Below are 12,916 nucleotides of genomic sequence, written 5' to 3'. Positions count from 1 at the left end.
GTTGCAGGTCAAGGGGATCAGGTCGTCGGGGGGGGTGGTCGCGGCGTTCGGCGGCTGCGGTGACGGCGAGGAAGGCGTGGGCGAGCATCGCGAGGGTGACCCAGCGGTGCCAGGAGGTCCAGCGGCGGACCTGGTGCTCGTCCAGCCCCGCCAGGCCCTTGCCCGCCTGGAAGGTCTCCTCCACCGTCCAGCGCCGTCCGGCCACCCGCACCAGGTCGGACAGCGGGACGGAGTGGGGTGAGAAGCAGCGGTAGAAGGCGAGTTCGCCGCTTCTCCGGTTGCGGCGGACCAGTAGCCACCAGTGCCCGGGCCGGTCGGCGGGGCCGTGGATGTCGGCCTGGGCCCAGTCGTAGTACCGCTCGCCCTTGGCGCCTGCTCCGGCCGAGCGCCGCTGCCAGGCCCGTTTCGGGATCTTCGCCACGATGGCCTTGGCCGGGAACTTCCCTGCCACCGTGGTGACTTGGTGGGTGCTGGAGACTGCCAGGACGTAGCCGGTCCGGCGGTCTTCCAGCGCAGCCCGCAGGTGCGGGTTGTCGCCGTAGACCTCGTCGCCGGCGACCCAGCGGGGGGCGTTCCCGCATCCAGGGCCCGGGTGATCATCCGAGCCGCCAGTACCGGCTTGGTCGTGAAGGTGAGGTCTTCGGGGATGCCGGCGGTCCGGCAGCGGTCGAGGTCGTCGGTCCACGAGCGCGGGACGTACAGGGCCCGGTCGATCGCGGCATGCCCGCAGGCGGCGGAGTAGACGAGGTAGACGGCGACCTGGGAGTTCTCGATCCGGCCCGCCGTGCCGGTGTACCGGCGCTGGACGCCGACCGTGGCGGTGCCCTTCTTCAGGTCGCCGGTCTCGTCGACCACCAGCACGGCTTCGTCATCGGCCAGATACTCGACCACGTAGGCGCGTACGTCGTCGCGGACCGCGTCGGCGTCCCACTTCGCGCGGTGCAGCAGGTGCTGCATGCCGTCCGGGGTGGAGTCGCCCGCGTGCTCGGCCAGCGTCCAGCAGTTCTTCCTTGGCAGGTCCGCCAGCAGGCCCAGCACCAACGCCGTTGCGTGGCGGCATGGTTCGACCCGCGCGAACCGGCCCGCGATACGGCCCGTCAGCTGGTCGAACATCGACCGCCACCGGGCAGGCACTAGGCTGTGACCTGCGGCCACCGCCTGATCTTCGTTGGTCGACACAACTCACGATGATCAACGGTGGCCGCAGCCGTCTCCGCACCGGCCCCGACCGGCAAGATCACGGCCTACGGCTGGAGTACTAGTCGGCCTGCAGGACGAAGAACAGGAAGCACAGGAAGCGCGGCTTGGCCGCGATGGCCTCGGGGAACATCTCGCGGGCGGCGGGATCAGGCTCCGGCTCGCTGATGACCGTAATCCGGAAACCGGCCCCGATGAAAGCCTCGATCATCGCGTGCAGCGGCCTGTTCCACCTGCTCACCAGGGCGGTATGGCCGCCAATGGTCCACTCCACGGTCCATTTGGTGGTGTCGAAGTAGTTGTGCTCGGCCTCGCGACCGGCCTCGCGGTGTATGAGGTTGATGGCAAAGGGATGGTCGACAGATGCGATCAGCCGACCGCCGGGCCTGAGTACGCGTCGCAGCTCGGCCAGCGCCGGCCCCCAGTCCTCCAGATAGTGCAGCACCAGGGACGCCGTTACATCGTCGAATGTGTCATCAGCGTAAGGAAGCGGGCTGCCCAGGTCCGCCACCTGCAGGTCCGCACCGTCGCCGAGCCGCCGCCGAGCCAGCTCCAGCATCCCGGCACTCGTGTCGAAGCCACTCACAACGGCGCCACGGTCGCGCAGCGCGGCAAACAGGGCCCCCGAGCCGCAGCCGACGTCGAGAATCCGTCGGCCGGCCACGTCTCCAGCGAGGGCCAGCATCGCGGGCCGCTCGTAGTAGGCATTGACCAGGTTGGTTTCGTTTGCGGCCGCGTACGCCTCGGCGAAGCTGTTGTAGTCGTTGGTCTTCGACGGTTCCGCACTCACTGCGGACGGCGAGACCAGCTTGGTGGAGATCGCGTGCTCTTGGCGCTCACTTGAGATCATGGTGCGGGAGACGTGTGCTGCACCAGTTCAGTTCCGGGCCGCTCCCGACGGCCCTCACATCCTTCGAGATCCAACGAGCCGTTCGTTCCCGAGTTCGTCCAGCACCGCCCGGTGCAGCCGACGCCACAGGCCGGCCTCGGTCCATACCGACCTGCACCGAGATCCAACGCCTGTTCACCACCCTGACCAGCCGGGCCCACGACCTCGCGCACCGACTCCGCTGGTCACACTGGCGACGCCGACACCAGGCCCGCGCCCGCGACTGCCACTACCGACGGCAAGCAGCCGCCCAGCCATGAAGATCACGATCTACGGCTGGAGTACTAAGCCTTGATCGATGCGGCCGACCGGGCGGCCTGCTCGATCTTCGCGCAGTAGGCGGCACGGGCTTCCTCGTCGATCTGCTTCTCGTTTTCGGCGCGCACCCCGGTCCGGCCGTCGAGGCCCTCGCGCAGGATATCGGCGTGCCCGGCATGCCGGATGGACTCGCCGAGGACATGGACCATGATGGCGAACAGGTTCGTGTTCAGATAGGGCTCCGGCCACCACGGCACGTGGCCGGGGGCGTCGAGGGGAAGCTCGTTGATCGTCGCGTCCGAGTGTTCCCACGTGCGCCGGTAGAACCCGATGATCTGATCGCGGGTCTCGTCCTCGGTCGCCCACAGATCGCTGCCGTTGGAGTCCTGCCACCGGGGCAGCGGTTCCGGGGAAGGGCGGTCGAAGACCTCGCCGAAGTACCTGGCCTCGACGGTGGCCACGTGTTTCACCAGGCCGAGGAGGTTGGTCCCGGTCGCTGTCAAAGGCCGGCGGGCGTCGTACTCGGACAAGCCGTCGAGCTTCCAGAGCAGCGCCTGGCGGTCCCGCCGGAGCCTCCCGTGCAGGTTGTCTTTCGCGAATTCATCGATCATGCGGCATGAGCCTGCCATGGTCTGCTCGTGGTCTCAAGATCGCTACGTGGTCCGCAACGACTGGCAGAGCCGCGGCCTGGCCATGGCCGCCGCCCTGTTCACTTCCCGTGGCAGTTGAGAGCGAAGGCTTTGAGACCGCCATGGAGTTCCCGGGCGGAGGGGTCGAGAACCCCGTTGAGATCCCCAAGGACCAGCCGGGGAAGGCGGCCGAAGCGCGCCTCGGCGATGCCCGATTCGTCCTCGACGAGCGGAACGTCGGCCCAATATCCTGCACGAAGTACGGACTGGAGGTTCCGGTCGGCGGCGGAGGCCCAACACCAATGATCACCGGAGTCACCAGGGAGCCCGCAGCATGACCGACACCACGGAGGCCGTTGGCAGGTCGGCTGCATTCGACGATGCAGCACGAAGCGTCACTCGCCCGTTCTACGCGTACGCCGTCCTCGCCAACTCGCTCTTTCAGCGTGGCGTATTCGTCATCTTCCTTTATCAGCAAGGATTCTCCGCCGGGCAAGTGGCCCTCCTTCAGACACTGCTCTTCCTGGTCAGCGGACTTGCGGAGTTGCCGACGGGAATCATCGCCGACCGAATAGGCAGGCGCGCCAGCATCGTGATCGGCCAGGTGCTGGTAGCCGGCTGCCTGCTCGGTCAGGTGACGTCCTCCAACTACTGGGTGTTCCTGGCACTGTTCATCGGCCAGGGCGTGGGCATGGCATGTGTATCCGGTTCGGACACCGCCCTGCTGTACGACCTGCTCGTGCGTCGCGGTGCAACGGCCGGCTACGTCAGGATCAGATCCCGGTTCACCATGCTCGGGACGGTCACCTCGGGAGTCGCCATCGTCCTCGGCGGACAACTCCAGCAGTTTTCCTGGGGAATCGTCTACGTCGGTTCTGCGTCGTGCCTCGTCCTGGCCGTGGTGGTGCTGATGTCACGGGTGCCCGAGATCCGCGGCGCGGACGCGGTGGACGAGCAGGACGGAGCCGAGAAGGAGCACGGCGACACCACAGCATGGCGGGCGATGCTTCGGGTCGCCACGCCGGCGCTCGTGACGCTTGTCGTGGTGTCCGGATTGATGCATGCGACTTTGACTCCGTACATCATTTTTACGCAGAAGACCCTCTCCGATCAGGGAGCAAACACCGGATTGGTCAGCGTGGTGATATCGGCGGGATTCCTCGTCGGCGGACTCACTCCCCTGCTGTCGGACCGCGCGAACCGGCGCATCGGGTATCGGGTCATCGCCCCGGTGTCTCTCCTGGCCCTCGCCGTGGCGCTCGGCCTGACCGGCCTCGGCCTTGTCTGGGTCACCGTCGCCGCGTTCCTGGTCCTGGTCGGAATTCCCGAGATCACCGCCGTGCTCGTGGACAACGCGTTCAACGAGGCAGTGCCTTCGCGCCACCGGGCGAGTCTGCTGTCGATGATCGCGTTCGTGGAGTCGGTGCTCATCGGCATCGGCTATCTCGTCCTCGGCGCGCTCATGGACGGGTTGGGCTCCAGTGTGGGCATGGCCGCCTACGCCGCGGTCCCCCTGCTGGCATGTCTCCTGTGGCTCCCGGTGCTCTTCCGAGGGGCGCGGGTGACCACCGAGATCGAGAAGCCCGCCGACCGAAAGGCATCCTGAACAGACCATCTCGAGCAACGCCCTGTCCGATGGCAGAGGCGCGGTGTTCATGGAAGTGGGTTGATTCGCGCATCCATGGTCGGATCGGTCTCGACGAGCCCGATGGTGGATGCGCCTGAAGCCCCTGGTCCGATGCCGAGCCAGGCTCCACCCACGGACATCACCGCCGCCCTCGCTCTCGACTGCCACGGGAAGTGGTCTTCAGTGAGAAAACCTCACTCGCTCGGTTCCACATGCGCGTTGTCGATGTAGAGATGCAGTCCACCGTGATCCGAGCACTTCAGGCCGACGGAGATACGCCGCACCGCATCGTCCTGGCCGAGCACCATGGCGACAGCCACCTGAAACACCATGCTTCCGGCGGAGCATCTGAAGTAGTCCCCGGACGACAGCGAAGGAAGCGGGGTCATGGACGGTACGAGTCTCCATGGGAAGACACGTGTCGGTGAGGGAAACGTCGCAGGGTCGACCCCATCCCACACCCCGATAGCTATGAGGCAGCCCACGCAGTAGCAGTCCCCGGCCCACACCTCGAACTCGTCCACACCGTCCGAGTCGCACAACCGGCAGGCCACCGAAACGGCCACAACCCGCTCGCCCGTCTCTGCCCGCACAGTCCCTTCTACCAGCGACATCAAGCCGTCGTACTCCGCACCCTCTTCGGCCGGCTCCGTGCCACATCCGAGGCCATGATCCATCCTTTGATCTTCGCACGACCGATCGCATCATCCAGAATGTGCCGCGTAGCATCCCGATCCACTGAGCCCCATCCCGTTGGCCAGCAGTCTCAAGAGCTCTGTGGCGTTCCGAATTCGTCAGAGACTCGAATGAAGCGCAGACCGTCGAGCGATTTCGGTGACGCGGTGCAGTGTCGGTCACTCGCGGCTTTCCACGGAGCCGCGTAACCGAGGCATGAAGCGCGTCAGGACACTTCGAGCCGCACCGCCGCCGGTCGTCGGGGAGACTCACAACCATCGCCCTGACCGGATGACGGGGCCGCAATCGCAGGGTCTTGGAGGGTGGTTCGTGAGTCTTTGAGTGTCTCTGTCGTCGCCTGATGGTGTGGGTGCGGGCGGAATCCGTAGGTCCGCAGCCAAGCGCGACGTACTACCACTTCGCCGCCTGGCGCGACGACGGCACCGACCGGGTCATCCACGAACTCCCGCGCTGCCAGGTCCGTGAACGGGCCCGCCAGTTAGAGGACCCGACCCTGGTGGTGCTGGACACGCAGAGTCTCCACCAGGCCGCCGGGGTTCCCGCTTCCAGACCCGGCGAAGAAGGTGCCGGGCCGCAAGCGGGGGCTGGCCGTGGACGTGCTCGGGCTGGTCATCGCCGTCATCGTGCTGGCCGCGAACACGCACGACAACGCCGCGGGCATCGCTCTGCTGGACCAGGTAGCCGGGCACGCCGGCGGCACAGTCGAGAAGGCCCTGGTCGACCAGGGCTTCAAGAACCAGGTCATCGCTCATGGGGCCGGCCTGGGCATCGACGTCGAGATCGTCGTACGCAATCCGCAGGAGTCGGGGTTCGTTCCTCAGCCGAAGCGGTGGAGGGTCGAGCAGACCTACGGGATCCTGATACTGCACCGGCGCCTGGTCCGCGACTACGAGCACCGCCCGGCCTCCTCCGCCTCCCGCGTCTACTGGGCGATGACCCACGTCATGGCCCGCCGCCTCACCGGCGCGAACGCCCCCACCTGGCGATCACCCGAAAGACCGTCACCGCCCTCGCCGACCGGATCCCCGCATCCCCGCCCGAGCACCCGGACTACCCGCGCATACTCGCCGTATTCAATGAGGCGACCGGCCCCTTGCGGGCCAAGGATGTCTGCCAGGCCCTCAGCCGCGAGCTGCTTCCGAAGAACATCGAAGGCACCCGGTTCAAGCTGAAGCGTATGGTCAGACTCGGCATCCTCGCCGAAGCCGACACCGGCAACTTCACCAGAAAGCCACGTCCGTGAGTCCGTGAGCTCTTTCCATCATCGGTCTGAGCTGGCCAAATACAGGGTTAGGACGGCTTGGACCAGGCTTGTGATGCGGGCGGTCGAGCACCGCAGTTTGCGGAGGAGTCGCCAGGACTTGAGGGTGGCGACGGCCTGCTCGACGAGGGCTCGGATTTTGGCGTGGGACCGGTTGACGGCCTTCTGACCCTGGGAGAGTGTTTCCCAGCGTCCCCAGTACGGGATGCGGACCGTGCCTCCGGGGCCTCGGTATCCCTTATCGGCCCAGCACTTGATGCCGGCGTCCGTGAGCATGCGGACGATGCCGTGTTCGCGGGCGGCCCGGACATCGTGGACGGCTCCGGGCAGGGCAGGTGAGGCCCACAGCAGCCGGCCGGAGGGGTCGGCCAGGATCTGCACGTTCATCCCGTGTTTCTTGTGCTTGCCGGAGTAGAACGGCCGGTCCGCGGCGATGCGGTCGATCGGCAACAGGGTGCCGTCCAGCAGTATGAACGCCTTCCTCGATGCCGTACGGGCAGCCTCCTCGAGGGTCGGGGCGAGTGCGGCCAAGAGGTCCACAGCCTCGGCGACGTATCGGTAGGCGGTGGTGGTGCCGACGCCGAACCCGGCCGCGAGCTGGGCGTAGGGGTGGCCGTTGCGGAGGTGGGCGAGTGTGATCAGGGCCTGCCGGCCTGGGCTCAGGCGTCGCCACCGGGTGCCGAGCTCCCGGCGGTGTTGGCGGAGCTTGGCGGACAGGAAGCGCAGGGCAGAGCTGGACACGTCGACCCCGGACGGGTACACAAGCACGCGAAGCCTCTGTAGAAGACGGATTCCTCGGTCGAAGACCCGTCTAGCAGGGGCTTGACTGTCTGTCAGTCCAACTGGGCTACACAGTTGCCAGTTGGGATTCGATTCAGTTCCTCAAGGCCCAGGTCGGCGGCCTGCTCGCGACGGCCTTTCTCCACCTCGACTCCATCGGCCTGCACCGCTTGTGCGCCCTGCTCGTCAAGGCATCGTGGGAGCCATGCCGACGGCATCCCCTCGCCATCGGAGTCCGCCGATCATTCCGGGCGACAGTCCGGACCAGTGGGTGGCACCATTCGGCCATGTGCGAAGACTGCCTGGCCGGCTACACACGCTGTGTCCACGTCACCGCTGACGCCGCCGACGCGTACCACCAGGCCATGCGGCTGTGCGCGCTGATGGAACACCGCGGCGAGGAGGCGGAACTGCTGACGCACCTGGAGAGCGTCGACGAGGTCCGCCGAATGGCGGCGGCGCTACCGAACTCCCGCTTTGTGCACCGCCCTTACCCTGGCGCCCGACCCTCTTGCGGCGCCGGCGGCTGCGAACCGGACGTGCCGGTCATGGACGACCGTGAACTGGAGGCACACCTGCCGCTCGAAATGTCGGCACGGTTCGCACAGGGGACGGCCGAGGGCCGGGTCATCGCGGCACTGGGCGACAACGGCAACGCGGTCTTCCTCGTATGGTCAGGTCGCTGGCCGGACAGACCCGAGCATGGCCTGCATGGCTCCCGCCACGACGCGGTACAGGTCGCCTTCCGCGGCGACCACGCCGACCCTGCACTGCTGTCCGGCCGGCACGCGGTCCACGTCCACGTGTCCAAGCAGTCCGGCCACCGCGGCGTCGAGTATCTGGCTGCGCAGGCGGGCGTCCACCCGTGACCAACTCGGCGCTCGTGCACGCCGCCGTCCGGTCCGCATCACCGCACTCGTCCAAGCCGTCCTCGCCCTACATCTGACCAGCTCAGCGTGAAGTTGGAAAGAGCTCCGTGGCACCTCTTCTCGCACTGGATCAGACGTGCTCGGCGATCACATAGACGGAGTTGACCCCGCCCGAGCGACAGCGACGGAAGCGGTGACGGTTCCCTCGGCCGGTCCCTGTGCTGCGCGCCAGGAACTGCCCGGGAAGCTCCAGCCGAAACGCTGCCCTTCACTGCCGTCCCAGCCGGCAGGTAGGCCAGGCATGAGTGGCCCCACGTTGAGGGTCTGAAGGAAGGACGTCAAGCCGGCGTCGGAAACCTTGAAGTGAAGGAAGAGGGTCCCTTCGGAACCGATCAGCGATTCCTCGTCATGGAAGCGCACGTCCGCCGCCTCGTCGGGCAGGCTCACGTCGTAGTGCGCAAGCACGGTTGCCAGCGAACCGTCGCCATAAACCACGTCGCCCCGCTCTCGGAGATAGTCGTGCGGGTCTGCTTCACCAGGAAGCAGTAGCCAGGCGGCGACACCCGCCAAGATCGCGCAAACGACTACGCTCAACACGCCATACCGCCAACGGGCCCAGCCCCACCTCCCTTCCGACATGTCCCTATCCAAGCGCGCAATGATCCGGAACGCCACCTAGCCGACAAGCAAACACCCGGCGGCCGGTGGGCGAGACCGCCGAGCGCGCCCGACCCGTGCCTCCGGTGCCCAGCGCGCTTTCGACCACGTAGGGGTCGATCACCGCGCCTGGCCCCAGCCTGTCCCGTATGCGTCCGCGGAGAAGATCAGCGATGCCCAGGTGCCGGGCGTGGCGCTCTCGTCAGCAGCGTTGAACTGGCTTGATTCAGTACGGGCATAGAACGCCCAGCGGCCGGGCGCCTAGGCCGCTGGCTCCTTGCACAGTGACGCGATGGGCAACCGGCGATGAACGTGCGATCCGCGCGGGAGGTCAGGAAAGGCGGCACCTGACCGGGCCTCCCTCGGCGGCCCTACCGGCCGTGCCCCGTGCCCAGTCCGTGCAGCAGTTGGTCGACATGGGCCGGGGCCTGGCTGGGGTCGAGAGGTTGGTGGCCGACCAGCAGGCGATACCAGAAGAGGCCGAAGAACTGGTCGGTGGCGGCCTCCAGATCGGCGGTGGGCGGGAGTTCGCCGCGCCGCACCCCGCGGTCGAGCAGTGCGAGCACGACGGCGCGGCGACTCTCCACCCACTCACGGAAGTGATCGGCGAAGGCGGGGTCGAGCTGGGCTTCGGCCATGAGGCCGCGCAGGGTCCTCATGCGTAGCGAGTGCTCGGACACGCCGTAGAGGGCGGTGGCGAAGGCGGTCAGGTCGCCCGCGAGCGAGCCCGTGTCGGGTTCGGGCATGCGCTGCTCGACGGCCGTGCGGTAGGCGTCCATCACGAGGACCGCCTTCGACTTCCACCAGCGGTAGATGGTGCTCTTGGCGACGTCGGCGCGGGCGGCGATGCGTTCGATGGTCACGGCCTGGTAGCCGATCTCCTCGACGAGTTCGATCGCAGCGGTGAGGACGGCGTGGTGGGCGTCCTGGCTGCGGGTCCGTCCGCCGGTCCGGCGGTTGTGGGTTTCTCCGGTGGGCACCCGCTAACGCTAGCAGCGTGCTACCTTATTCAAAACGCTACGGCGCGTTTTGAATAAGGGGGATGGATCGATCATGAGCGAGATCGTGGTGTCGCACGGCTACGGCGCGAGCGACGACAGCGTCTGGTTCCCGTACCTGACCAAGCAGCTGGCGCAGGCCGGACACCGGGTCACCGTGCCCCGGCTGCCGGAAACCGCCGCCCCTCGGCTGGAGCCGTGGCGCAAGACCTACGGCGAGGCGGTCCTGGCCGCCGGCCCCGCCGAGTCCACCGTGCTCGTCGGACACAGCATCGGCGCGGTGAACGTGCTGCGTTTCCTGGAGCAGCACGACCCGGCCGTCCACGGGGTGTTCGCGGGCGTCCTCCTGGTGGCCGCCTCCGCCCACGAGGTCGGCTACGACGAGCTCGCCGAGTTCTTCGAGGGCGGCTTCGACTGGGAACGCATCCGCCGTTCGGCGCGGAACTTCCGGGTCCTCCAGGCCATGGACGACCCGGTCAACCAGCCCGACCCCACGGAGCACGTCCGCCTGTTCGTCCAGGGTCTCGGCGCGACCGCCGTCGTCACGCCCACCGGCGCCCACTTCGGAGCCACCCCGGACGACCACGTCGAGGTTCCCGAGGCCGTCCGGCTCGTCACCGAGCTGCTCGACGCCTGACCGACCCAGGCGCTCACCTACGCAGATCAGGGTTCACGCCGTCCAGGTTCCTGGGGCGCCCCGCTTCGAGCGCTGTCCGAGCCGGGGCCCTTCGATTCACCCGGTCGCGCCGGATGCCTCCCGGAGGCGAGGCATCCGGCGGTCCGGCGGTCCGCGGCGGCAGCCCCGGGGGCGGCGTGCCAGCGGGTTAGGGTGGGGGCTTTCTCTCGCGGCTTCAGCGGGAACTTCCCCCGGCAGCGGGCCGATTCGGGCTGCCGAGATTGGTCGGGGCAGCATGGCGGACCGGCAGGACCGGCGGGTCGCGGTCTTCGGCGCGGGGTACATCGGACTGGTGACGGGCGCGTGCCTGGCGGAGCTCGGCCATCGGGTCGTCGTCCGCGACATCGACCCCGGGAAGGTCCGGACCCTTCAAGCAGGTGACGTACCGATCTACGAGCCGGGCCTGGGCGACATGATCGCCAGGAACAAGGAGCGGCTGAGGTTCACGCTCGATATCGGCGAGGCGCTGGAGGGGGCCGAGGTCGCCTACGTATGCGTCGACACTCCGCCGTCGGTGTCCGGTGACGCCGATCTGTCGAGGGTGTGGTCGGTCGTCAGGTCCCTGGCCGGCGCCGCGCACCTGCGCGCGGTCGTGGTGAAGTCGACGGTGCCGGTCGGCACGGGCGCCCGGGCCCGCGCCGCGCTCGACGAGGCCGGACTCACGGGCACCGGTTACGTGTCGAACCCGGAGTTCACCGCCGAGGGCCGCGCCGTGAGCGACTTCATGCACCCGGACCGGATCGTCATCGGGGCCGACGACCCGGCCGCCGGGGCCCTCGTCGCGGAGCTCCACGAGGGCATCGACGCGCCGGTCGTGACGATGGACGTCCGCTCGGCCGAGATGGTGAAGCTCGCGGCGAACGCGCTGCTCGCCACGAGGATCAGCTTCGCGAACGAGATCGCGACCCTGTGCGAGAACACCGGGGCGGACGTGACGGAAGTCCTGGGCGCGGTCGGGCTCGATCACCGGCTCGGCCCTCATTTCCTGCGTCCGGGGATCGGGTGGGGCGGCTCGTGCTTCCCGAAGGACTCCGAGGCGCTGCGGCAGCTCGCGAGCAACACCGGCTTCCATCCGATGCTGCTGTCGGCGGTGATCGATGTGAACAACATCCAGAAGCGGCGGGCGATCCAGAGGCTCAAGGACGTCCTCGGGGATCTGGCCGGCCGGGAGATCGCCTTGCTGGGGATGGCGTTCAAGCCGGGTACGGACGACATGCGCGAGGCCCCGTCGACGGTCCTGGCGTCGCGGCTCGCCGCCGAGGGCGCGCACGTGCGGTGCTGGGACCCGCTGGCCCGGCACGACAAGGCGGAACCGTGGCTGTCCGCGACCCGGTACGCGAGCCCGGAGGAGGCGATGGGCGGTGCGGACGCGGCGGTCGTGGTCACGGAGTGGCCGCAGCTGAAGGACGTCGACTGGACGCGGGCGGCCACGGCGATGCGGCAGCCGGTGCTCTTCGACGGACGCAACCTGCTCGACCCGGTCCGGATGCGGGAGCTCGGTTTCACCTACATGTCGGTCGGCCGGCCGTAGGCCGTGCGTGCGCCTGCGGCCTCGATCCACGGGACGCGCATACCCTGCAGGTATGGCAGTGGTGCGGGTCGGCGGCGTCGACGTCGCCTATACGCGGAAGGGGCGGGGGCCGGTCGTGGTCCTCGTCCACGGGGCCGGGATCGACGGGCGGATGTGGCAGCCGCAAGTCGAAGCGCTGGCGGACGAGTTCACGGTGGTGGCCTGGGACGAGCCGGGGTCCGGCCGGTCCGGCGCGCTGCCGGCGGGCTTCGGGCTCGCGGACTTCGCGCGCGCTCTCGCCGCGGTGATCGAGGACGTGGGGCTCGGGCCCGCCCAGGTCGCGGGCCTGTCCTGGGGCGGGACGGTGGTCCTGGAGCTGTACCGGTGGCGGCCGGACCTGGTGCGGTCGCTGCTGATGGTGGACACGTACGCCGGCTGGAAGGGCTCGTTGCCGCCGGAGGAGGTCGCGGCGCGGGTCGAGGGGGCACGGCGGATGCTCGCTGCGCCTCGGGAGGAGTTCGACCCGACACTGCCTGGGCTCTACGCCGCCGGCCCGCCGGAGCGCTTCGCGGTGCTGCTGGACGCCATGAGCCGGGACGTACGGCCGGAGACCATGGCCGCGCAGCTCTCCCTGATGGCCGAGGCCGACGAGACGGACCTGCTGCCCCGGATCACGGTGCCGACCCTCCTCCTGTGGGGCGAGCGCGATGCCCGCTCCCCTCTGAGCGTCGCCCACGCGTTCCAGGACGCGATCCCGCACGCCGAGCTGGTGGTGATCCCCTCAGTGGGGCACATGAGCAACCTGGAAGCGCCGGAGGCCTTCACGGCGGCAGTTCGCTCCTTCTGCCGCGCGCACGCCTAGGGTGGCT

At 68.4% G+C, this 12,916-nt stretch carries 12 protein-coding genes and 3 pseudogenes; 8 read left to right on the top strand and 7 right to left on the bottom strand.

The window, feature by feature from the left end; all coding sequences use genetic code 11:
• Both SGA01_RS02485 and SGA01_RS02480 read right to left on the bottom strand, forming a co-directional pair.
• A pseudogene (locus SGA01_RS02485) lies at nt 1-1,113 on the bottom strand (IS701 family transposase); the annotation flags it as partial.
• 145 nt (nt 1,114-1,258) lie between these two features.
• Nucleotides 1,259-2,047, bottom strand: coding sequence for a class I SAM-dependent methyltransferase (locus tag SGA01_RS02480; protein WP_141292848.1), 789 nt, complete (start codon nt 2,045-2,047; stop codon nt 1,259-1,261).
• Between the two features lie 149 nt (nt 2,048-2,196).
• Here SGA01_RS02480 and SGA01_RS02475 point away from each other — a divergent pair.
• Nucleotides 2,197-2,346: pseudogene (locus SGA01_RS02475) on the top strand (IS701 family transposase); the annotation flags it as partial.
• Nucleotides 2,347-2,370: 24 nt separating this feature from the next.
• On the opposite strand, the gene SGA01_RS02470 reads toward SGA01_RS02475, so the two are convergent.
• Nucleotides 2,371-2,955: a DinB family protein gene (locus tag SGA01_RS02470; RefSeq protein ID WP_141292846.1), complete on the bottom strand. Its 585-nt coding sequence runs from the start codon at nt 2,953-2,955 to the stop codon at nt 2,371-2,373.
• Between the two features lie 107 nt (nt 2,956-3,062).
• Here SGA01_RS02470 and SGA01_RS02465 point away from each other — a divergent pair, with 107 nt between their 5' ends.
• Entirely contained in the window at nt 3,063-3,311 is a 249-nt protein-coding gene (locus SGA01_RS02465) for a hypothetical protein (protein WP_141292844.1), read from the top strand.
• Nucleotides 3,308-4,579, top strand: coding sequence for an MFS transporter (locus SGA01_RS02460; protein ID WP_141292842.1), 1,272 nt, complete (start codon nt 3,308-3,310; stop codon nt 4,577-4,579). The genes SGA01_RS02465 and SGA01_RS02460 overlap by 4 nt, the downstream gene beginning before the upstream one ends.
• Nucleotides 4,580-4,794: 215 nt before the next feature.
• On the opposite strand, the gene SGA01_RS02455 is transcribed toward SGA01_RS02460, so the two are convergent.
• On the bottom strand, nt 4,795-5,277 hold the full coding sequence (locus tag SGA01_RS02455) for a hypothetical protein (RefSeq protein WP_141292840.1): 483 nt from the start codon (nt 5,275-5,277) through the stop codon (nt 4,795-4,797).
• Nucleotides 5,278-5,666: 389 nt separating this feature from the next.
• Here SGA01_RS02455 and SGA01_RS02450 point away from each other — a divergent pair.
• Nucleotides 5,667-6,288 (top strand): annotated as a pseudogene (locus SGA01_RS02450) (transposase); the annotation flags it as partial.
• Between the two features lie 269 nt (nt 6,289-6,557).
• Here SGA01_RS02450 and SGA01_RS02440 read toward each other — a convergent pair.
• A complete protein-coding gene (locus SGA01_RS02440) occupies nt 6,558-7,325 on the bottom strand; it encodes an IS5 family transposase (protein WP_141292837.1) in 768 nt (255 codons plus the stop codon).
• A gap of 299 nt (nt 7,326-7,624) precedes the next feature.
• Here SGA01_RS02440 and SGA01_RS02435 point away from each other — a divergent pair, with 299 nt between their 5' ends.
• The gene (locus SGA01_RS02435; RefSeq protein ID WP_141292835.1) at nt 7,625-8,206 is read left to right on the top strand and encodes a hypothetical protein; all 582 of its coding nucleotides are present in this window, start codon (nt 7,625-7,627) and stop codon (nt 8,204-8,206) included.
• Nucleotides 8,207-8,353: 147 nt separating this feature from the next.
• Here the strand turns inward: SGA01_RS02435 and SGA01_RS40825 are convergent, their stop codons facing one another.
• Complete coding sequence (locus tag SGA01_RS40825; protein ID WP_167533984.1) at nt 8,354-8,803, bottom strand: hypothetical protein; 450 nt, start codon at nt 8,801-8,803, stop codon at nt 8,354-8,356.
• Between the two features lie 431 nt (nt 8,804-9,234).
• Nucleotides 9,235-9,843: a TetR/AcrR family transcriptional regulator gene (locus tag SGA01_RS02425; RefSeq protein ID WP_141292833.1), complete on the bottom strand. Its 609-nt coding sequence runs from the start codon at nt 9,841-9,843 to the stop codon at nt 9,235-9,237.
• Between the two features lie 73 nt (nt 9,844-9,916).
• Here SGA01_RS02425 and SGA01_RS02420 point away from each other — a divergent pair, with 73 nt between their 5' ends.
• The 3 genes from SGA01_RS02420 to SGA01_RS02410 all read left to right on the top strand — a co-directional run bounded on the left by SGA01_RS02420 (nt 9,917) and on the right by SGA01_RS02410 (nt 12,909).
• A complete protein-coding gene (locus tag SGA01_RS02420; protein ID WP_141292831.1) occupies nt 9,917-10,498 on the top strand; it encodes an RBBP9/YdeN family alpha/beta hydrolase in 582 nt (193 codons plus the stop codon).
• A 274-nt stretch (nt 10,499-10,772) separates the two neighbouring features.
• Nucleotides 10,773-12,068, top strand: a complete 1,296-nt coding sequence (locus tag SGA01_RS02415; RefSeq protein WP_141292829.1) for a UDP-glucose dehydrogenase family protein — start codon at nt 10,773-10,775, stop codon at nt 12,066-12,068.
• A 52-nt stretch (nt 12,069-12,120) separates the two neighbouring features.
• Complete coding sequence (locus tag SGA01_RS02410; RefSeq protein ID WP_141292827.1) at nt 12,121-12,909, top strand: alpha/beta fold hydrolase; 789 nt, start codon at nt 12,121-12,123, stop codon at nt 12,907-12,909.
• Nucleotides 12,910-12,916 lie beyond the last annotated feature (7 nt).

This window comes from Streptomyces gardneri (assembly GCF_006539185.1).
Classification (GTDB): Bacteria; Actinomycetota; Actinomycetes; order Streptomycetales; family Streptomycetaceae; genus Streptomyces; species Streptomyces gardneri.
The sequence above is the reverse complement of the archived record's forward strand: the minus strand, read 5'-3'. Positions and strand labels throughout refer to the sequence as shown.

Excerpts from the sequence above, each read along its gene's own strand:
- SGA01_RS02480 (WP_141292848.1), bottom strand. The coding sequence starts at position 2,047 with ATGATCTCAAGTGAGCGCCAAGAGCACGCGATCTCCACCAAGCTGGTC.
- SGA01_RS02470 (WP_141292846.1), bottom strand. The coding sequence starts at position 2,955 with ATGATCGATGAATTCGCGAAAGACAACCTGCACGGGAGGCTCCGGCGG.
- SGA01_RS02460 (WP_141292842.1), top strand. The coding sequence starts at position 3,308 with ATGACCGACACCACGGAGGCCGTTGGCAGGTCGGCTGCATTCGACGAT.
- SGA01_RS02455 (WP_141292840.1), bottom strand. The coding sequence starts at position 5,277 with ATGGATCATGGCCTCGGATGTGGCACGGAGCCGGCCGAAGAGGGTGCG.
- SGA01_RS02435 (WP_141292835.1), top strand. The coding sequence starts at position 7,625 with ATGTGCGAAGACTGCCTGGCCGGCTACACACGCTGTGTCCACGTCACC.
- SGA01_RS02420 (WP_141292831.1), top strand. The coding sequence starts at position 9,917 with ATGAGCGAGATCGTGGTGTCGCACGGCTACGGCGCGAGCGACGACAGC.
- SGA01_RS02415 (WP_141292829.1), top strand. The coding sequence starts at position 10,773 with ATGGCGGACCGGCAGGACCGGCGGGTCGCGGTCTTCGGCGCGGGGTAC.
- SGA01_RS02410 (WP_141292827.1), top strand. The coding sequence starts at position 12,121 with ATGGCAGTGGTGCGGGTCGGCGGCGTCGACGTCGCCTATACGCGGAAG.